Genomic DNA, 21,495 nt, shown 5'->3' with positions numbered 1-21,495 from the left:
TGTTATCTGTGTGCCATTTGATTTTAAAATTAAAATCGATTCAATTTAGAAAAGCCCCATTTTATGGAATTATTTAATAGGTATGGTTACTAAAATATGGTAAAATTATTTTATATATATTGAGCGGGAATTTAATTAATAACATGAAATTTTAGAGATAAATTTATGCAGAATATATAAATTTATGTAACAAAGAAAAAATTACATTTCTACAAATTTATGTAATAAGGAAAAGTTTATACTTTTGTATTAATTTGTGTTACAGAGACGAATTTATATCTCTGGGATATATTTATGTCTAATGTTTTTTGTTATACGATGGGTGGCAAAATGCCTCACAAAATGTTACGGGGAAAATTAAATAAAGAATTAGGCAGGTGATAGTTTGAGAAAGATTTTTTTTAGTTTACTTATAGCACTCATGCTTTTATGTATAACACCGAAAAATAATGTTACACAGGCCAAAGAAAATGCGACTCTTACAGTGTCATCAACTATAACAAAAAATGACAAGGCAGTTATAGATATTGATTTAAGTGGAAACAGTGGAATTTGGGCACTTAAGTTTAAAGTTAGATATAATCATTCAGCATTAACTTTGGAATCGGTACAAAATGGCGAAGTGTTTTTGGATGGTGATTTGACGATGCCGGACAAGCTGGATAAAGAAGAGTTTGTTTTTGTTGCAAGTTCAAATAGTCTTAAAGATATTAAGGGTAATGGAACGGTTGTGACCTTTAATTTTAAAATAGTAGATTATTCACCGGAAGGGAAATATCCTATAGAGCTTACGTTAATCCAGGCAATAGACGTAGATGGAAACATTATTAAAATGGATACACAAGATGGCACGGTTACTGTATCTTACGATGTAAAAAATGATGATATTGTATTTGATAAGGCAAAGAACGAAGAAATCAAGATGCCGTTGGAAGTTAAGGAAGCAGTTAAAAAAGTAAAAATAAATGAAACGGAAATTAGTGAAGATAGTTATACTGTTGATTCAGATGGAAATGTGGTAATTGGTTCGGATTATTTAAATACTTTAAAAAACGGAAAATATAAAGTAAATGTGGAAACAGAAAAGAAAAATTATGCAGCAGATATTTTTGTAAAAGAAGATGTGGAAAAAGAAATAGAGGAAAAGAGTAAAGAGGCAAAGGAGGAAAATAAAAAAGGAGAGGAAAGTAAATCAACAAAGAAAATAAACGGGAAGGATAGTAAATCGGAAAAAGGGGTAAATAAAACAAAAAATGGTAGAACAGGACAGAAATCAAATATTGCAATTGGCATATCAATTATAGTAGTGATGATTATTGCAGGGATTGTCTGTGTACTAGTGAAGAAAAGGAGAGTGAATGGATGAAGAAAAGAGTGTTAACCCTATTTTTAGCAATTGCAATTATTGTTTCACAAATGCCAACTCAAGAAATATTTGCAAAAACCAGTGGAAACATGTATGGCGATGTAAATGGGGACAGAGTAATTGATTTAAGAGATTTGCTAACACTAAAAAAATATATTTCTGAAGAAAAAATAAAAGATTTTGTATTTGCAAATTCAGACATAAACGCAGATGGGCAGGTTGACTTAAAGGACTTTCTTATTCTTAAAAAATATTTTGCAGAATGGGATGTTCATTTAGGAGCAAAACTTTTAACAGTATCTTTTTATGACGGAGACAGACTAATAGAAACTTTGCCGGCTGAAAAGGATTATCCTTTAGGCGAATTACCATCAAAGGAAAAGGCAACAAAGGACAATGCTGTTTTAGTTGGATATTATACTGATAAAGAATTTACAACACCTTTCTATTCAGATGATGTTGTTACAGATAATATAAATGTTTATGCTAAATATCAGGAAATGGGAGGAAAAGAAGAATTAAATATTACTTCATTTGCTCAAATGGACCAGACTCCTGATATGACTTTTAGTATAAAAAAGTGTCAGGCGATATTGAACCACAAGAAGCAGCAACATTAGTTGTTAAAGATGGTTCTGACAATGTGGAAATTAGTATTGAAGACAATGATGGAGATGGCATATATACAGTCAGCGCACCGAATGGATTTAATGAGGGATGTTCATATGAGTTAAATCTTGCAGATGGCTGGGTGTTTGACGGAAAAGAAGAAACAATACGAACAGCATCATTTTCAATAGCCATGAAGGAAGTTGAAAATCTGGAAATGAATGATGACATAGTTTATATAAAGGATACGGATGAAATAACTTATTCTGTTGATGGAAAAAATTATGACGTATTGACTTCAGAACAGATAAATGAAAACGGTGGAAGTTTTGAATATGATGAGGCTTCAAAACTTAATGAAGATGATATTATTTGTCTTTACGTTGGTACAAAACCAACTGAAAGAAATACTGATGAAACTTCTGAATTATTAGATCCGGCAGTTTACGTTAAGGTAGCAGCAATAGATGGAAATGAGGTAACATTTGCAGCACTTGATGAAAATGATCAGGCAAAAATATATAACATGCCTGATAATTTCCCATTAATAGTACAGGAATTGCCAACTGAAGAGACCGGAACAATAAGTATTGAAGAGTTAGATGTAGATATGTACGCAAATATGATGGGAGATGAAGGTACATATGAAAATGCAGTAGATTCAATAGGAACAGGTGATTTTGTTACATTATATGTTTCAACTGATGAAATTGAATCAGGAAATGATGTATATTATGGTGAAATCACAGATTATGATAAAGATACAGAGTTAATTACATACAAAAAAGTAGAAAAGAATGATATAGAGGAAAGCATGGACCTCTATTCTGAGATTCCTATTTCCGGAAGTGACATCATTAGTGATGAAGAATGCGAACAGTTAGAAAATGTCGTACAGACACAGATGGAAGACAGTGGATTTGGCGAAGAGGCAGCAGACATTCTTTGTGATATGGTAACAAAGACAGATGGCTTCAAAGAAAATACGAGTCTTCAAAGCCTTGTTTTAACAGATGAAAACGGTCAGCAATTATCAGCAAAGCAACTCAGAAAAATGAATGTTGGAAAGAGCTTTGAACTAACAGATGATGTAAAGCTTTCTGTTGAAATAATAAATAAAGGTGAACAACTTCATTTTAACAATGGAATCCAGCTTGCAGTTGGTGTTGAAGCTGAATTTGAAGTAGAGGTAGAAGATGGTACGGTAAAGATTGACCTTTCAGCAACATTTGTTGAAGAATGTGAATTAGTGCCACGAGTAAAAGGAAGCATTGTTACAAAAGAGATTCTTTTTATCCCTATTCCGGTTGGTATTTGTGTAAACACATCAATGGATGTAAAGAATTTTACAGCATTTTCATTTAACGCAAATATATATACAGTAGCAGAAGAGGAACAGTCTCTTTGGGAAAAATTCAAATCTATTGCTGATGATCCGACAGAAGCATTAGGACTTTCTAATTTGCCAAGTGGACTTAGTGCAGGTCTAAAGTCTGTAAAAGATGTTATGGATAAGATTGAAGAAATTCAGACAAAGATAGACCAGGCAAATGATACAGCAGAACAGATAAAAGGATATAAAGAAGATTTAAATGCTCTTTGGGAAGTAATGGAAATGAACGGAACAGACAAAGAGCAATGGAATGAAATGTGCAAAACATTTGAAAAGTCAAATGTTGCAAGTGATATTTTAGATGTTATGGATTTAAGCACTGAAACAGAACTTGGCACAGAATTTCTCGATGGAATGCAGGCACTCATGGATAAATATTCAGAGACACTGCAAAAGGAAACAGACTGGGTAACACTTGTAAACAAAGAAATCTGTTCAACAGAAGTATGTTATTTCGGCGTTGTAATTGGTACACAGGTAAACTTCCTTGTTAGAGCAGATATGAACATAGCAATCGGTTCAAATTTGGAATACGAAGTAGGCAAGCGATACAATTTCTGGTTTAAAGTTGGATTGTTTAAACCGTCAGCAGGTTCTTCTACAATGGATTTGTTAGATGAAAGATTCGATTTCCAGTTTTATGTAATGGGTAAAATTGGTTTAAAAGCAGGAATAAGAGCTAAGCTTTATGCGGGTATTGGTAGTGGCAAATTTGCATCTGTAGGTATTGCGGCAGAACTTGGACCATATGTCAAATTATATGGATTCTTTATATATGAATATTCAAAGTATCGCCCGGCAAATACGCAAAATACTGTAAGTAAAGAGCGAATGGCAGGAGCTTTGTATCTGGAATTTGGCTTATATTTTATGATGAGTTTTGAGGCAAATGCCATAGGAAATCTTTTTGAATACAGCAATGATTTCGTAAATGAAGAAATACCATTGCTGACGGCAGGAAGAAATGTATTTTATTACAATACAGCTTACGAGCCACAGGAGGATGAGGTAATACTTGTAAAGGATGAGGATGGTGACAGCACTAACGGAATTACTATGGATGTTCCGGCTAATGTATTAGCATTGTCATATGTAGAATTAAATACAGGTATTCAGGGAGTAGAGTCACTACATCCTTCAAATTATAATATTAGATTTACAAACAGAAACTTTAGTGTTGATTATAAAACAGGAAAAATTAACGTCAATGTTCCTAAAAACACACGTTATATGACTGCAGAAATGACTATTACTTACCTATATAGTAAGGTTGCATTCAGTCAGTATGACATGACGGTAACAGTTCCTGTAGTATGGACAAACCTTACAACTGAAGAATTAAGTGAATACTATACTGCATCAGTTCGTGTTGGTAATGATACTGACGGTTATAAGACTGTATGGAACAAAAAACTTTTAAAGAACGAAGAATTTGATTTGCCAACAGAAGACGAATTAAAGAACTTACTTAACTGGAATGACTACAAGTATACTTTGACAAAAGGATATGATGGTCAGAATACGGAAAAATTAACACTTGTTGATAACTCAACTTATGACTTCTATGTAGATTACAAAACATATGCAATTACTGTAACTGATATACAGAATGCAAATGGTACAACAAGAAGTAAGACATTTTATGCAAAATATGGTGAAAGATTTGATTTCTCAGAATTAGAATCAACAGGTTCTAACCGACAGGGTGCATATAATAAATTCGCAGGAATTACAACAACGGCAACTATAAATGTAAATGGTTATCCACAGACTATTGATTTGACACAGCCGATTAACAGCAAGGTTGCAGAAGCCTTAATGCAGGGTGTTACAGCAAAAGCAAATTATGTGGATGACAGCGTAACAGCAACATTTGTATTTAACGGAATTGATGTAGAAAATACTGTAGTTAAACTAAAAAGAGGTACAGTTCCAAATTATGATTATTTTGAAGTAACTCAGGAAAATAACACGGATATTATTGGAATCAGCCCTGAAGTAGATAAGATATCAACACCAACAACATATTACGTTGAATGTAAAAATGTAATTAAGAAACTGGTAACAATGACATTTGATACAAATGGAGGAAATACAGTTGATCCGATAACAAGAAAGGAAACAACAATTCTTCCTACAATTCCAACCCCTGTTAAAAGAGGATACGAATTTGATGGATGGTGTACAGATGCCGCATGCGAAAATATGTTTACATCAAAGACTGTTCCAACAGAAGACATAACACTTTACGCAAAATGGAAACCGGCTGTATATACACTTACATTTAATGTTAATGGTGGAAATGAATTAGATAAAAATACAAAGAGAGTAACATACGATGAAAAATATGGTGAAATTCCACAACTTGTAAGAGATGGTTACGCATTCCTTGGATGGTACAATAAGGTAGAAGGAGGCGAACAGATTACAGCTGATGACCAGGTATTGATTACATCAAATACAACACTGTATGCACATTGGAGAAAATTAAAACCTATTCCGGCTGAAACATTTGTATTTAATCCACAGACATACTACTATGATTCAGCTATAGAACGTGCTACAGAGTATACATTTAATCCACCGGAAGATGAAAATTTAAGCGAAGAAGAAACATATACCGAAGACAGTTTTACATTTAAATTTAAGTCACAGAGTAAGGACGAATACGAAAATGGATTCCCTTCAGATATAGGTGTTTATGATGTTGTAATAACACGTCCGGCAGATCAGTATTATCTGAAATTTGAAACATTATACGAAGGAGTTTTGGTAATTAAGCCGTATGACTTAAATTGCTCATATTATAAGGTTTATGTTGATTGCAGAGATTCAGTTGGTGGATCGCAGAAACTTAATAGTACTGTATCCTGGTCAAATGGAGCAAAAACTTCATTCTCAATTGAAATGGATACAAGCACTAATTATGGATATACAACAAATTATGCTTGTTATCCGACACAGATATATATGGAATCAAGTGGAAGAATGGTTGGTCAGCATGTATGGATGACAACAAGGGTACATGATATCACAGATAACATAAAATCGATAAAGAACAGACATAAGGAATATTGGGCAAACAAACTTAATTATACATGGGGACTTGGAAGTTATCCAACCGTTAACTATTCAGCTGGAAATTATGAAGTCAGCAAGGATGGAAAGATAAAGGTTAGATTTACTACATATGGAAATAACGGAGCAGTATCGAATCTAACATATTCAACGTCATGGGATGGTAACAATAATGATTCCTGTGTAACAGTAGACGGAAATTACTTTATCATTGATGGAAGTAAATTAACAGAAGAAAAACATACTATTAATGTATATGCTAAATATGGTGGTTCCGGCTACTATCAGGTAGGAAGATTTACAGTTAGTCCTATTGATGAAGATGAATAGAAACAGTACGGTATAACAGCAATATTATGAGAAAATGAACGTGAAGGAGGTTTTTCCATATGTATAAATTAAAAAAATCCGGCATTCGCAAGTTGTTTGCCATGTTATGTGTAGTATTTATATTTGCAAGTGGTATTTATGTAAGTGTACCGACATTTGCACAGACAGAAACTAAAGAAAGTACAATTTCAGTATCTTCAGATACAGTTGAAAAAGGTGATAAGTTTTCTATTACAGTTGATATAAAAAACAACCCGGGTATATGGGGGCTTAAGTTTAAAGTAGGATATGACCATTCTGCATTAACATTGACATCAGCAAAGAATGGAAATGTATTTGATAATGAGGATGCAACTTTACCAAGTGCTTTAGATAAGGAAGAATTTATATATCTTGCATATTTAAACAGCCTTAAAAATAACACTACAGACGGAACTATTTTAACTTTAGAGTTTACAGCAAAAAATGAAGCAGAGTTTAAACCATACATTATTGCAATTAATGTTGAACAGGCAATTAATGTTAATGGTGACGATATAGCTTTAAAATCAAATAATGGTGCTGTTTCTGTAGTTAAATGCGTACATGTAAGTGACACAAAATGGGAGAGTGATGCTGATACTCATTGGCATAACTGCAAATATAGTGACTGTAAAGAAAAGATATTAAAGACTGTAGAAAAACACACAGTAGAAGTAATACCGGCAGTAAGTGCAACATGTACAGAGGATGGATTAACAAGCGGAAAGAAATGTTCTGTATGCGGATATATTATTGAAAAACAGCAGGTAGTTAAAGCTACAGGGCATACATCGGTTAAACTTAAAGCAGTAAAGGCTACGACAAAAAGAGAAGGATTAACAAGTGGAAGAAAATGTTCTGTATGTGGAGAAACTTTGGTAGTGCAACAGGTAATTCCTAAAATTACATATAAGATGAAAAAGGCTGCAAAGACAAATGGCAAAATAAAAATGTATAAAAAGAAAAAGCAGTCATCAAAGGTAGTTCAAAATGTAAAAAAAGGAGAAAAAGTTACCATAGTTGATATGGACAAAACATGGTATTTAATTAAATACAAAGGTAAAGTAGGATATGTAAAATCCACATCAATAACATGGAATGCAAAGGTAAATGTAACAAAAGGAAATCTTAGAATAAGAACAGGGGCAGGACTAAAATATCCAATTATTTCTTCCCGTCCAAATGCAACAAAAGTATCAGTTGTTGGAAGAACTGCAAATGGTTGGTACAAAGTTCAGATAAAAGAAAAGAAAAAAAACATTGAAGGATATATGTATTCAAAATATGTTAAATAGAAGTTAATAAGTGTTGATGGAAATTAATAAATATTAAATAAAAGTTAATAGATGTCAATAAAATAAAAAAACAGGGCTTATATGGATTTGAGAAATTAAAATAATTCGTATAGGCTCTTTTTTTATATTTTGGGTAGAAAAACAATACTAACATCACAATCAAATATAGGATTTTTTTACGAAATAGGAGAAAGCTATAAATGAAAATAGTACGAGTAGTTGCAGCAGTTATAAAATCTATAAATGAAAAAGGACAAACAATTATATTTGCAACACAGCGTGGATATGGAGATATTAAACAAGGAAAGCCAATTCTCAAAGAACATGAAGCTGCAAAATGGCTTACAAAAGGACAATTATATGATGTAGATTGGCTACCGGCAGATGTAACGTTGATAGATAAAATAAAGAAAAACATTTGAGATATAGAAGCGTAAAAAATGTTTCAAAATGATATTTTGATTTAAAATGAAACGTTGCTATATATCATAATTAATATTATAATAAATAGATAAAAACGTTACAGAGATATGTTTGAGAGGTTACATAAATGAAGCAATTATTAATGGGGAATGAAGCAATAGCTATGGGTGCGATAAGAGCCGGAGTTAATTTAGTTTGTGGATATCCGGGAACACCCTCTACAGAGGTTTTAGAAACAGCAGCAAAGAAAAATGACGGTTCATATTATATTGAATGGTCAGTAAATGAAAAGGCAGCTCTTGAGGTTGCAGCAGGCGCATCGTATGCAGGTGCAAGAACACTGGTTACAATGAAGCAGGTAGGACTAAATGTTGCATCTGATCCTATCATGAGTTTATCTTATGTAGGAATTAAAGGTGGAATGGTAGTTTTAGTAGCAGATGATCCGGGACCGATATCCTCTCAGACAGAACAGGATACAAGAGAATTTGGCATTTTTTCAAAAATACCGGTATTCGATCCATCAACACCGCAGGAAGCTTATTTGATGATGGCAGATGCTTTTGAAATGTCAGAAAAATATAACACACCTGTAATTTTCAGACCTACAACAAGAGTATGCCATGGATGTGCGGATATTGAAATTTTAGAAAATATAAAAAGAGAGCCACCGGAGGGATTTATAAAAGATACTCAGAAATGGGTTATTTTCCCAAGAACATCTTACCTCAACCATATTAGGATAGAGGAAAGAAATGCAAAACTTACACATGTACTTTCTGCAGATAGTACAGATGAATTGGATTTATCAAAATGGAACAAAATTCATCTTTGTGAAGATAGTAGGAAGGCAGTTGTATCAGGCGGAGTTTCAAGAAAATACGTTCAGGAATACTTAGATTATGACAAGGCAGGATTTTTGGAAATAGGAATTTCATATCCTTTTCCGGAACAACTTGTTGCAAGATTTTTAGAGGGAGTGGATGAAGTTCTTGTAATAGAAGAATTAAGTCCGTTTATAGAAAGAGAAATCACATACGTATGTGGAAAATATAATATTAAATGTAAGGTGTTAGGAAAACTTACAAAAGATGTACAGTGTGCAGGAGAAAATACTGCAAAATCAGTAAGAGAACAGCTTACTAAATTTGGAGTTGCAAAAGATATAGATGACGAAACACTTAAGGAAGTAGGCGAAAAACCGGAATTACCTGTAAGACCACCGGTACTCTGTGCAGGATGCCCACATAGAGCTTCATTTTATGCCGTAAAACAGGCAATGAAAGAAAAAGAAGCAGTATTTTGTAGTGACATAGGTTGTTACACACTTGGAAATGCAAAGCCATTGGATATGACTGATACATGTCTTTGCATGGGAGCGGATGTAACAATAGCGCAGGGGCTTCATAGGATTGAACCTGAGAAAGTGCATTTTTCATTTATTGGCGATTCAACATTTTTCGCATCAGGAATTACAGGAGTGGTAAATGCTGTATATAATGAGACAGACATAGTCCTTATTGTGTTAGATAATTCTACTACAGCAATGACGGGACACCAGCCACATCCGGGAACCGGTGTTACAATGATGGACATGGTTAAGAAAAAAGATACTAATCCAAAGGGTGAAATAACTCATAAGATTTCTATTGAAGCTGTTTTAAAAGCAATAGGAGTTGTAAGTGTTGAAAAAGTAAATCCATTTGAACTTGATAAGGCAATAGACGCGGTTAAGAGAGCAGCACAGATGAAAGGCGTTAAGGCAATTATATTTAAGAGTCCATGTATTGCTGTGAATAAGCCTAAAAAGGCTTATACCGTAAGCGAAAAATGTATTAAATGTAAGAAATGCATTAATGAAATAGGTTGTCCTGCAGTGACAAATATAGATGGAAAAATTGAAATAGATTCATCATTATGCTTTGGTTGCGGATTATGCAGTCATATTTGTCCGGTTCATGCTATTGAGCAGTAGAACTGTTGACAAAATAATTGCCGGAAATCGAAGATTACAAATAATATGCATGAAAGGTTTGGTATAAATATGAATTGTTTACTTTGCGGAGTTGGTGGACAGGGCACAGTTTTAGCGTCAAAATTACTTGCACAGGCTGCAATTGATAAAGGGATAAGTGCAAAAACAGCAGAAACAATTGGAATGGCTCAGCGTGGAGGTAGCGTTGTAAGCCATGTAAGAATAGGAAATGAAATAAAAGCTCCAATGATTCCTGAGGGAGAAGCGGATATAATTATCGGATTTGAACCGGGTGAAGTTGTAAGAAATTTAAATTATTTAAAAGAGGGAGGTACAGTTGTTGCAAATACAAAGCCGGTAATGCCAACAACTGCAAGTCTTGGACTTCACTATGATGGTAAAGAGATGATAGAATATTTACAAAAGCAAAATATTAATCTTATTGCTGTGGACGGAGAAAAGATTTGTAAAGAGTTAGGAAGCTCGAAGGCTTTAAATGTTGTACTACTTGGAGCAGCAGCCAATAGTAATGAATTAGGAATAACAAAAGAGGAAATTAAAAAAGCTATAGAAACAAAACTTAATCCGAAATTCCTTGAAATGAACATTAAAGCACTTATGGCAACAAACTAGTATATAAGTCTAAAAGACTTTTTATAAATTATGGACAAATGAAGAGGCATTTGTCATAAATACATAGAGGAGAAGAAAAGGTTAGAAGAAATAAAAAAGAAAGGAAAAACAATGCAAATCATTCTTTTAATCTTGGATTTGCGCCTTTCAAAGACATGAAAATGCATAGTTGAAAGGCTAGGTATAAATTATGAAAATGAAAGAAGAGCAGTTTGAACTAATTAAAGCACAGTTGAAAAAACTTACAAGTCAGGATTGCTTTTACCAGAAAAAATTGGAGGGTATTAATGTAGATGATATTAAGTCTCAGGAGGATTTTGAGAAACTCCCATTTACATGGAAGGGAGATTTAAGAGAAGCTTATCCGTTGGGACTTCGTGCAGTGCCTGAAGAAGAAATTGTAAGAATACATTCATCTTCAGGTACAACAGGTATACCTGTTATTATTCCATATACAAAAAAAGATATTGATGATTGGGCAACAATGTTTTCACGTTGCTATAAAATGGCAGGAGTAACTAATAAAGATAGAATTCATATTACACCAGGTTACGGATTATGGACCGCCGGAATAGGATTTCAAAATGGTGCTGAAAAGCTTGGAGCAATGACTATTCCTATGGGTCCGGGAAATACAGATAAACAGCTTAGAATGATGGTTGACTTGGAATCTACAGTTCTATGCGCAACATCATCATATGCGTTGTTACTTGCGGAAGAAATTGCCAAGAGAGGTATTGGAGATAAGATTAAACTTAAAAAAGGAATAATTGGTTCTGAACGCTGGGGAGACAAGATGAGAAAAAGAATTGCAAATGAACTTGGCGTTAAGCTTTATGATATTTATGGACTTACAGAAGTCTATGGTCCTGGAATTGCAATCAGTTGTGAACATGAATGTGGAATGCATTATTGGGATGATTATGTCTATATAGAAATTGTTGACCCTAAGACAGGAAAAAATCTTCCTGATGGAGAAATTGGAGAAATAGTTATTACAACATTACATAAAGAAGGGGCGCCACTTATCAGATATCGTACACATGATCTTTCAAGAATTATTCCGGGAGAATGCCCATGTGGTTCTAAATATCCAAGAATCGATGTCATTTTAGGGAGAACAGATGATATGGTTAAAGTAAAAGGTGTAAATATCTTCCCATCACAGATAGAAGAAATGTTAAAAGGCATTAATGGGGCGTCAAGTGAATATCAGGTTATGATAGATCATTTGAATGGAAAAGATATTCTTACATTATTTGTTGAAATAAAGGACGATGCAAATGCTTATGAAATGGAACATGAAATTGGAGCAGCATTCAAGGCTAAAATAGGTATCGCAGCAATAATTAAGCCTGTTGCAATTGGCGATCTTCCAAGAAGTGAGAAAAAATCAACAAGAATTTATGACAACAGATACTAAATTGTGATTTAGAAAGTGATAAATCAATGGAATTAAGAGTTTTGCGGTATTTTTTTGCAGACAAATATTCAGGCGAAAGATATATTAAATATGATAGAAGAAGAGTATGGAGCATCAAAATATGGTTCAGTAAAATACAATTTGAATGAACTATATTGGATAGGATATCTGTATCGGTACTTTTCATACACTTATAATATGTCATCAATACAAGTGTACAAGATTGTAAAGCCAAAAGAGTTACGAGGATTGTATTTACCATATCACACATTAGATCCAAGTCAGGCAATAGAAAGAATATTAGGATCAAAGAATCTATTATTAGATGAAAAAAAGAATTAGAGAGACAGTACGAAATATTCAAAAGAATCCGAAATGAAAATTAAAGTAAAAATTACAACTTGTTAAATCTAAACAATACGTAATTTTTATTTTATCTACCTTAAAGCATAAATTACAAAAGAAATAGAATTTTCTAACTACAGCCGGCAGAAATTTTCATAAGCAAACGATAGGCAGATTTTTACAATTTTGCGAGCATAGCGTAAGTTCAAAAGATATGTCTGAGCCGATAGGCGAGTTTATCTTTTGAACTTACAATAAGCGGCGCAGCAAAATAAAAAAATCAACGTGTTTGCTATGAAAATTTCTGCCGGCTGGGGTTGTGAAAGTTGTGTTGCTTATGGATACTTCTGCTGGTCGTGGGAAGGTGAAACAACGTGTTTGTTTATGAAAGTTTCAGTCGACTGGAATATCAGTTAATTATAGTGTTTAAAATCAGTAAAACTACAAGAAATACAATATTTACAACTGTAAAATAAAGCAAATATTTTCCTTTTGTGCTGTTGTTATTATGTGCATACAATTTGTAAGAAATTAAACTTGCCATTGAAGCAATAAGTGTTCCAAGACCACCAACATTTACACCTATAAGTAATCCTTTATAGTTTGTTGTAAAACCAGATAAAAGCAAGGCAGAAGGAACATTGCTTATCACCTGACTCGCAAGTACCCCAATTCCAATTTCATTTCCTATAACAATTGAAGCCAAATACTTATTTGCCATTGGAAGTGAACCAATATTTCCCGTAAAAATAAAAAATCCAATGAATGTAAAAAGTAATGCGTAATCTATTTTATATAGCACATTTCGCTGTATAAAAAACACAACAATAAACACAAGAAATATAAGAATATAATAAGGAATTAATTTAAATACAGTTCCTAATGCGATTACAAATAAAATTACATAGAAAAATAAGTTCCCCTTATATTGAATAATATCATTTTCTTTACCATCAACAACAATTTTACTTTTCTTATCCTTAATAAAAAACAAAAATAGTAAAAGAAGAAAAAATGAAACAATTGAATAAGGTAAAATATTTTTTATGAATGTAAATATGTTAACTCCCCATAAACCATATAAATATAAATTTTGAGGGTTGCCAATTGGAGTAAGCATACTTCCAAGATTAGCTGCAATTGTTTGCAAAACAATTATTGGAATCAATAAATTTTGTTTTTCACATTTTCCTAAAATCATCATCGTAAAAGGAACAAATGTAATAAGTGCAACGTCATTTGTAATTAACATACTTGAGAAAAAACAAATGAATACCAATGTTATACTTAGCTGCCATACATTTTTCGTCTTTTTTAATAATTTATAACCTATCTTTTCAAATAATCCATTACAACTTAACCCTTCCATGATAACCATAAGGCTCCATAATATTCCAAGCGTTCTAAAATCTATGTAATCTATGTATTTAATATTTGGTTTTACAAAAAATGCGGATATAATTGCCAAGACCCATGCAATTACTAATACTGTTTCTTTACGTACTAATTCTATAAATTTTTTCATCATTAAATATATCCTTTTTTAACATGATTATAGCATATTGCTTAAACAGGATTTTTGTCAATTAATATATGGCATATTTAGCAAATATTTTTCAAGGAAAATAATATATTTAACATTGTTTCAGCCAACAGAAAATCCATAGACAACACAATTCCCACCCCTAGTCGACAGAAACTTTCATAAGCAACACACTTTCCTCGCCCCAGCCGGCAGATATTTTCATAGCAAACACGTTGATTTTTTTATTTTGCTGCGCCGCTTATTGTAAGTTCAAAAGATAAACTCGCCTATCGGCTCAGACATATCTTTTGAACTTACGCTATGCTCGCAAAATTTCAAAAATCTGCCTATCGTTTGCTTATGAAAATATCTGCCAGCTGGGGAAAGGAAAATCAACGTGTTTGCTATGGAAACTTCTGCTGAATAATAATTTAAATAAAGACTTCAAGATTATATTATGTTAAAATTATAATATAAAAAATGTAGTAGAAAGGAGCTGCCTATGAGAAAGTATTTTAGCCTTATTCTAAGTGTAATGTTGGCAACATCATTACTACCACAAAATATTATGGCACAACAAACAAATAATGTTATAACTAAAGAAAATACGAAAATTTCCGTATACGAAAATAACAGTGACGCTTCAATTGCCCAAAGCGATAATTCTGAAACTAATGAAAATTTAGTATACGTAACAGGAGACATAGTTTCAGATGATGGAAGTAATGTTGTAACATGGACAAAAGATAAAACATATGTTGTATGTTCAAAAAATATAGTTGAATTACCATATGTTAAATGTAAACTTGTAATCGAACCGGGAACAACAGTTTTATTTGGAACAGGAACGGGAAATGTTAACGGAGTAGAAAATTCAGATGTAGTTTATAGACTATATTCTATTTTTAGAGTAGAAGAAGGTGGAAGCATAGAAGCAAAAGGTACACAGGATGAGCCTATTGTTTTTAAAAATATTGATACTCACGCAGGGTGGAATGGAATAGAGATAACACTTCCTGATAATGGAGAAGTGACAGACACATTTGAATATTGTTATTTTATAAACGGTGGAGCACAGTTTAGAGATTTCACAGAGGGATTAATTGATGTATCTCATGGGACAAAGAATACGAAGTTTAATCTTACAGTAGACCATTGTATATTTGATAGTACAGAGTTAGTAAGCAAAAATATTTTGCAACCGAGTGAAATAGGTGCAGGATTTTTTTATGGAGATTATGATGCAAATACTGTTGAATCAAATATTAAAATATCAAATTCAATGTTCAAATCACTTTCAATGGGAATTGAAGGTTATACAAAGGATTTAGCATATGAGTATTTTTATAATGATAAATCAAAATGTAAAATAGAAAATAATACATTTAAAAACAATATTCCCGGTTCTTACAATCCGTCTGTTAACTGGGGAGGAAATGCGGAAATAATAAATAATGAATTTTATACAACAGAAGGTGGAGCATTAACAAAAAATGCGTTGAATCTTGATGGACAATGTGATTTTGTAATAGAGGGAAATGTATTCCACGGAAGTCAATCTAATGAATCATCAGAAATGAATAAGTGTGCACCTATACGAGTTCAATTTGGAGCAAATGTCAATGCTGATAAAACAAGAACTTATGCGAACAATACATGCGATTACTCAGCTGTATTTGGAAAGTACGTTGAACTTAGTGGCTCAATGATAACTCCGGAATGTACATTAGGAGAAATAGACGGTCTGGAATATTACTTTAAAAATTGTACTATAGGATATAACAATGGAAATGATGCAAAAGTAATATTGACTTCAGAACATCCTTATGTAATTGCATCGTTAGATATTATGTATAATGGAGAGCTGATTGCAAAAGGAACAAAGGAAAATCCTATTAAATTTGTAGGGGCTTCTGACAGAGGATTAACAAATGCAAGCAATCAAATTTCCATAACGCAGAATTCGTCTTCGGATTATTTAAATGGAAAAGCCGTATTTGAAAATTGTGAATTTGATAATGTTAAAATGCAGGCAAACATAATAAGCAAAAAGACCGGATATGAGGGAGAAATTCCGCAAATACTTACAGTAAAGGATTGTAAATTTACCAATGAATCAAGTGGAATGTATGTTACACTTAACAGCTATAATGATTACATTTATGGAAAAATTTCTGTAGAAAATACAATTTTTGAAGGAAAAAACAATGATTCTTTCACGGGATTAAGCATATCAGCTTATGGAACAAAAGTACCAAAAGATAATATTTTCAAAATTTCAAATTGTATTATACATAATTTTAATAAGCAAAATGATGGAATTGGTCTATCATTAAGTGTAGAAGAAGATTTAATTGAAAAAATAGTTTTGGAAAATGTTACAATTGCAAACTGCTATTATGGAGTAAGCATAGGCAGATATATGACAAAACTTCCGATAATAAAAAATTGTATAATAGCCGGAAACAAGAGAGGATTTAAGAATCTAAATGACGATACAGACACATCAAATATAACATATACATGCATATATAATGATAGCTGGAATGGTAACACTTATAATTATGGAATAGGATGTATATTTGAAGAACCATTATTTGCAAATATAGAAAAAGGAAATTATCATTTGAAATCTAAAGGCGGAAGATGGAATGGAACGATGTGGATTGCGGATGATGTTACAAGCCCTTGCATAAATGCAGGTGACCCGTTAAGTGATTATTCAAATGAACCGGCTCCTAATGGAAGTAGAGTCAATATGGGTGCTTATGGAAATACGGCAGAAGCTTCAAAAACAGATGATGGGACTTTTATTCCAACTGAATGTGAGCACAAAAATACGACAATTATAAATAAAAAAGATGCAACAGAACAAGAGGAAGGATACACAGGAGATACTTATTGTAACGATTGTGATAAAATAATTGCAATAGGAAAAACATTACCAAGAATTATAGCATCAACTTCTGAGACAACAAAAGAAGCAGATTCTACACAAACAACAAAAAAAGCAGATGTAACTAATACGACAACACAAAAGCAGCCGGAAAGCAAAACTGAAACAACAACAAATCCGCAGAACACAACTGCTGTAGTTTCAACACCGAAGACTACAAAGATTATTAAGACAATTGCTAAAAAGAAAGCAATTACTTTGAAATGGAAAGCAGTTAAAAACGTAAAAGGATATGAAATTCAGGTAGCAACTGATAAGAAGTTTAAGAAAAACAAAAAGACAATATCAGTAAACAAACAAAAGGCAACTATATATATTGTAAAGAAATTAAAAGCAAAGAAAACATACAATGTTCGCATCCGTACTTACAAAATAGTAAATGGAAACAAAGTATATTCAGCATGGTCAAAGACAAAAAGAGTTAAGACAAAATAGTAAAAAATAATTAAAAATTACTAAGGTGAAATACCGAAGGTCTATTGTTAATAGATTTTCGGTATTTTTTTAAATTAAAGTATGAAAAATAGAAAATTTAATCAACTATATCCGATTTTAAAGAACTATATAAATTAAATCACCCAATCTGTCAAAACTTTTTATAAGCAACAAAATTTCCATACCCCAGCCGGCAGAAATATCCAGAGCAACAAAATTTCCACACCCCAGCCGGCAGATATTTTCATAAGCAAACGATAGGCAGATTTTTGAAATTTTGCGAGCATAGCGTAAGTTCAAAAGATATGTCTGAGCCGATAGGCGAGTTTATCTTTTGAACTTACAATAAGCGGCGCAGCAAAATAAAAAAATCAACGTGTTTGCTATGAAAAAATCTGCCGGCTGGGGGGAAGGAAAATCAACGTGTTTGCTATGAAAAAATCTGCCGGCTGGGGGGAAGGAAAATCAACGTGTTTGCTATGAAAAAATCTGTCGGCTGGGGAAGAAATTCAAAATATAAAACATAATCAAATTAACATATGATATAATTTAATCACAATATGAAAAGAAAAATTATGGAGGCAATATGGAAAAAGTAATAGAGGTAAAAAATCTAACTAAAGAATATAAAGAACAAAAGGCAGTTGATAATTTATCATTTGATGTATATGAAGGAGAAATATTAGGATTACTTGGACCTAACGGAAGTGGTAAAAGTACAACTATAAATTCAATTTTAGCATTGCTTAAATATCAGAACGGAAGCATAAAAATATTTGGTAAGGATATGAAACCCGATTCGTACGATATAAAATCGAAAATTGGAGTCATTTTTCAGGAGGTTGCAGTATTTAATGAATTAAATGTATATGACAATATAAACTATTTTTGTGGATTATACATAGAAGATAAAAATATCAGAAAGCAATATGTAGAAGATGCCATTGAATTAGTAGGACTTGGTGAATTTAAAAAATATTTGCCAAAACAACTTTCAGGGGGACTTTTAAGAAGATTAAATATTGCCTGTGGAATAGCACATAAACCAAAACTTATTTTTCTTGATGAACCAACAGTAGCAGTCGACCCACAGAGTAGAAACAATATTTTAGATGGAATTAAGAAATTAAGAGATGATGGTGCTACAATAGTTTACACAACACATTATATGGAAGAGGTAGAGATACTTTGCGATAGAATTATAATTCTTGATAAAGGAAAAATAATAGCTCAGGGAACAAGCGAAGAACTGAAACAACAGGCAAATATTGAAGAAAAAATAGAACGTGTAGGACCTACATTAAATGATGTATTTTTGAAATTAACAGGAAAGGAATTAAGAGATTAATGTTTATTCATAATTTGAAATATACGATAAAAACATTGTTTAAAAATAAAATATTAGTCTTTTGGACATTTGCCTTTCCGATTATTCTTGGAATATTTTTCAATATGGCATTTTCCAACATAGAAAAAGATGAAGTATTAAAAGTGTTTGATATTGCAGTCGTAGATAATGACGAATTTGAAACGCAGGAAATATACAAAAACGCATTAAAAGAATTATCGGATAATGATAATAAAGACAAATTATTTAATATCAAATATGTAAGTAATAAAAAAGCAGATTCACTATTAGATGATTCTAAAATTGAAGGATATGTTGTATTTAAGAACGACGAACCGCAGGTTGTAGTAAAGGCAAATGGTACATATCAAACATTACTTAAGTTTGTCATAAATGAAATCAGACAGAATGAAACAATAGTAGAAGAATTGACCGAAAAAAATATAGAAAACGAAATAGCAAACGGGAATTTTACATTTGATACAGACAAAATAGTAAATCAAATATTAGACAAAATTAATGATGAACAAGTTAATTTGAAAAATATTTCTAATTCAAATTTAAGTTATATGCAAATAGAATATTATACTTTAATTGCGATGATGTGTATGTATGGTGGAATATTCGGGTTGACTGCAATAAATAACTGTCTGGCGAATATGAGTAGCAAGGGAAAAAGAATTTCCGTGTCACCAAATAAAAAAAGCACAATTATTTTGAGTTCGACTATAGGAAGTTATGCGGTAAGTCTGGTAGGACTTGCGGTACTTATGGCATTTTTGACATTTGTAATAAAAGTTGATTTTGGAGAAAATCTTTTGTTAATTATTTTACTTTCCATGGTAGGAAATCTGGCAGGAATTGCACTAGGGGTAGTAATTGCTTCAATATTCAGAGTGTCAGAAGGTGCTAAGACAGGAATAACTATTGCTGTTACAATGTTCTTTTCTGTTTTTTCAGGAATGATGGGAGTTACATTAAAATATGTAATTGATAAAAATGTGCCTATAATTAATCTGATAAATCCAAATAACTTAATAACTGATGGCTTTTATTCATTATACTATTACGATACTTTAGACAGATATTTTAGAGATATCATTTATTTGATTATATTTATCATAATTTGTCTATTAATTTCGTTTGTTAGCTTAAGGAGGGAAAAGTATGACAGTATTTAAGACTATTTTAAAGATATTAAATAAATTAAAGGGAATGATTATTTTATATACTGCCATACTTGTTGCAATAACAGCACTTAATCAGACATCAGGTAATAATATGACAAATTTTGAAGATTCAAAACCAAGTGTGTTAATTGTAAATAAAGACAGTGAAGATAATATTGCTAAAGGCTTTGAGGATTATATAAGTAAACATTCAGAAATAAAAGATATAGATACAAAAGACGAAGACAAAATAAATGATGCAATTTTTTACAGAGACGTAAATTATGTAATTTATATACCAAAAGATTTTGGAAAAAATTTATTAGATGGAAAGAATCCTTCGTTGGAATATAAATCATGTGGTGATGAATATTCTTCATATGCCCAAATGATGGTGGAAAAATACATAAAAACCGTGCTTATTTACAAGGATTATTATAGTGGAGCTGAGTTAATTTCAAAAGTAAATAAAGTTGTGGACAAAGATACAAAGGTTTATATGAAAACGACTTTAGATACATCAAAGTTAAGCAGCATGACACAGTATTTTAATATCCTAAATTACGCCTTGCTTGCAGGATGTGTGTATTGCATCAGTATGATTTTAGCAAGTTTAAATGATGAGACTGTAAGAAAGAGAACAATTATAAGCAGTTTCAATTACAAAAAATATAATAGAATCGTACTATTATCAAATTCCATAGTAATATTTGCAATGTGGATTTTATATATGATTTTGGCATTGATTTTGTTTAAAGACTTAATGTTTAGTTCAAATGGTTTAGGCTATGTTATAAATTCATTTGTATTTACGATATGCAGTCTGACCATAGGATTTTTAATTGGAAATATTACGCAGAATAAGAATGCTATTGGTGGAATAGTAAATGTAATAGCACTCGGCACATCATTTCTTTGTGGATGCTTTGTGCCATTTGAATACATGCCTGATTATGTATTGAAAATAGCACATATATTGCCAACATATTATTATGTAGCAAATAACCAACTGATAAAAACTATGGAAGTTTTTAATTTTGAAAGCATTAAACCATTGTTAATAAATGGGGCAGTTATAGTAATTTCCAGTTTTATATTTGTCGCAGTAACAAATTATGTAAGTAAAAGAAAACAGATAATAAATTAAGAATTTTAAAAATGCTATTTTATA

Annotated in this window: 14 protein-coding genes; 13 read left to right on the top strand and 1 reads right to left on the bottom strand. The window is 32.0% G+C overall.

Annotated features, from left to right (window positions below; all coding sequences use genetic code 11):
* The first annotated feature begins 385 nt into the window (after positions 1-385).
* From CCC31_RS06595 to CCC31_RS06555, 9 genes are all read left to right on the top strand, one after another.
* Positions 386-1,366, top strand: coding sequence for a hypothetical protein (locus CCC31_RS06595; RefSeq protein WP_290850442.1), 981 nt, complete (start codon positions 386-388; stop codon positions 1,364-1,366).
* Entirely contained in the window at positions 1,363-1,986 is a 624-nt protein-coding gene (locus tag CCC31_RS06590; RefSeq protein WP_290850440.1) for a dockerin type I domain-containing protein, read from the top strand. Before CCC31_RS06595 ends, CCC31_RS06590 begins: the two co-directional genes overlap by 4 nt.
* Positions 1,947-6,776 (top strand): InlB B-repeat-containing protein, encoded by a 4,830-nt coding sequence (locus tag CCC31_RS06585; RefSeq protein ID WP_290850438.1) that lies wholly within the window; start codon positions 1,947-1,949, stop codon positions 6,774-6,776. The genes CCC31_RS06590 and CCC31_RS06585 overlap by 40 nt, the downstream gene beginning before the upstream one ends.
* 59 nt (positions 6,777-6,835) lie before the next feature.
* Positions 6,836-8,092, top strand: coding sequence for an SH3 domain-containing protein (locus CCC31_RS06580; RefSeq protein WP_290850436.1), 1,257 nt, complete (start codon positions 6,836-6,838; stop codon positions 8,090-8,092).
* 200 nt (positions 8,093-8,292) lie between these two features.
* The gene (locus CCC31_RS06575) at positions 8,293-8,514 is read left to right on the top strand and encodes a hypothetical protein (protein ID WP_290850435.1); all 222 of its coding nucleotides are present in this window, start codon (positions 8,293-8,295) and stop codon (positions 8,512-8,514) included.
* A 128-nt stretch (positions 8,515-8,642) separates the two neighbouring features.
* A complete protein-coding gene (gene iorA / locus CCC31_RS06570; protein WP_290850433.1) occupies positions 8,643-10,490 on the top strand; it encodes an indolepyruvate ferredoxin oxidoreductase subunit alpha in 1,848 nt (615 codons plus the stop codon).
* Positions 10,491-10,559: 69 nt separating this feature from the next.
* Positions 10,560-11,123, top strand: coding sequence for an indolepyruvate oxidoreductase subunit beta (locus tag CCC31_RS06565; RefSeq protein WP_363347891.1), 564 nt, complete (start codon positions 10,560-10,562; stop codon positions 11,121-11,123).
* Between the two features lie 190 nt (positions 11,124-11,313).
* Positions 11,314-12,546, top strand: a complete 1,233-nt coding sequence (locus CCC31_RS06560) for a phenylacetate--CoA ligase (protein ID WP_117908264.1) — start codon at positions 11,314-11,316, stop codon at positions 12,544-12,546.
* 54 nt (positions 12,547-12,600) lie between these two features.
* Positions 12,601-12,888, top strand: a complete 288-nt coding sequence (locus CCC31_RS06555; protein WP_199522655.1) for a hypothetical protein — start codon at positions 12,601-12,603, stop codon at positions 12,886-12,888.
* A 412-nt stretch (positions 12,889-13,300) separates the two neighbouring features.
* Here the strand turns inward: CCC31_RS06555 and CCC31_RS06550 are convergent, their stop codons facing one another.
* Positions 13,301-14,419: an SLC13 family permease gene (locus CCC31_RS06550; RefSeq protein WP_347994265.1), complete on the bottom strand. Its 1,119-nt coding sequence runs from the start codon at positions 14,417-14,419 to the stop codon at positions 13,301-13,303.
* Positions 14,420-14,918: 499 nt separating this feature from the next.
* Here CCC31_RS06550 and CCC31_RS06545 point away from each other — a divergent pair, with 499 nt between their 5' ends.
* The 4 genes from CCC31_RS06545 to CCC31_RS06530 all read left to right on the top strand — a co-directional run bounded on the left by CCC31_RS06545 (position 14,919) and on the right by CCC31_RS06530 (position 21,471).
* Positions 14,919-17,807 (top strand): fibronectin type III domain-containing protein, encoded by a 2,889-nt coding sequence (locus CCC31_RS06545; protein WP_290850430.1) that lies wholly within the window; start codon positions 14,919-14,921, stop codon positions 17,805-17,807.
* 586 nt (positions 17,808-18,393) lie between these two features.
* On the top strand, positions 18,394-19,155 hold the full coding sequence (locus CCC31_RS06540; RefSeq protein WP_022088985.1) for an ABC transporter ATP-binding protein: 762 nt from the start codon (positions 18,394-18,396) through the stop codon (positions 19,153-19,155).
* Positions 19,155-20,336, top strand: a complete 1,182-nt coding sequence (locus CCC31_RS06535) for an ABC transporter permease (RefSeq protein WP_117908278.1) — start codon at positions 19,155-19,157, stop codon at positions 20,334-20,336. Before CCC31_RS06540 ends, CCC31_RS06535 begins: the two co-directional genes overlap by 1 nt.
* Entirely contained in the window at positions 20,323-21,471 is a 1,149-nt protein-coding gene (locus CCC31_RS06530) for an ABC transporter permease (RefSeq protein WP_022088987.1), read from the top strand. The genes CCC31_RS06535 and CCC31_RS06530 overlap by 14 nt, the downstream gene beginning before the upstream one ends.
* The last annotated feature ends 24 nt before the right edge of the window (positions 21,472-21,495 follow it).

It is taken from the genome of Eubacterium sp. LMAG:50, from assembly GCF_008680265.1.
In the GTDB taxonomy this organism is placed as follows: Bacteria; Bacillota; Clostridia; order Lachnospirales; family Lachnospiraceae; genus Eubacterium_U; species Eubacterium_U album.
The sequence above is the reverse complement of the archived record's forward strand: the minus strand, read 5'-3'. Positions and strand labels throughout refer to the sequence as shown.

Coding starts and splice junctions, on each gene's coding strand:
- CCC31_RS06580 (WP_290850436.1), top strand. CDS start 6,836: ATGTATAAATTAAAAAAATCCGGCATTCGCAAGTTGTTTGCCATGTTA.
- CCC31_RS06575 (WP_290850435.1), top strand. CDS start 8,293: ATGAAAATAGTACGAGTAGTTGCAGCAGTTATAAAATCTATAAATGAA.
- CCC31_RS06560 (WP_117908264.1), top strand. CDS start 11,314: ATGAAAATGAAAGAAGAGCAGTTTGAACTAATTAAAGCACAGTTGAAA.
- CCC31_RS06550 (WP_347994265.1), bottom strand. CDS start 14,419: ATGATGAAAAAATTTATAGAATTAGTACGTAAAGAAACAGTATTAGTA.
- CCC31_RS06590 (WP_290850440.1), top strand. CDS start 1,363: ATGAAGAAAAGAGTGTTAACCCTATTTTTAGCAATTGCAATTATTGTT.
- iorA (WP_290850433.1), top strand. CDS start 8,643: ATGAAGCAATTATTAATGGGGAATGAAGCAATAGCTATGGGTGCGATA.
- CCC31_RS06535 (WP_117908278.1), top strand. CDS start 19,155: ATGTTTATTCATAATTTGAAATATACGATAAAAACATTGTTTAAAAAT.
- CCC31_RS06530 (WP_022088987.1), top strand. CDS start 20,323: ATGACAGTATTTAAGACTATTTTAAAGATATTAAATAAATTAAAGGGA.
- CCC31_RS06565 (WP_363347891.1), top strand. CDS start 10,560: ATGAATTGTTTACTTTGCGGAGTTGGTGGACAGGGCACAGTTTTAGCG.
- CCC31_RS06540 (WP_022088985.1), top strand. CDS start 18,394: ATGGAAAAAGTAATAGAGGTAAAAAATCTAACTAAAGAATATAAAGAA.
- CCC31_RS06545 (WP_290850430.1), top strand. CDS start 14,919: ATGAGAAAGTATTTTAGCCTTATTCTAAGTGTAATGTTGGCAACATCA.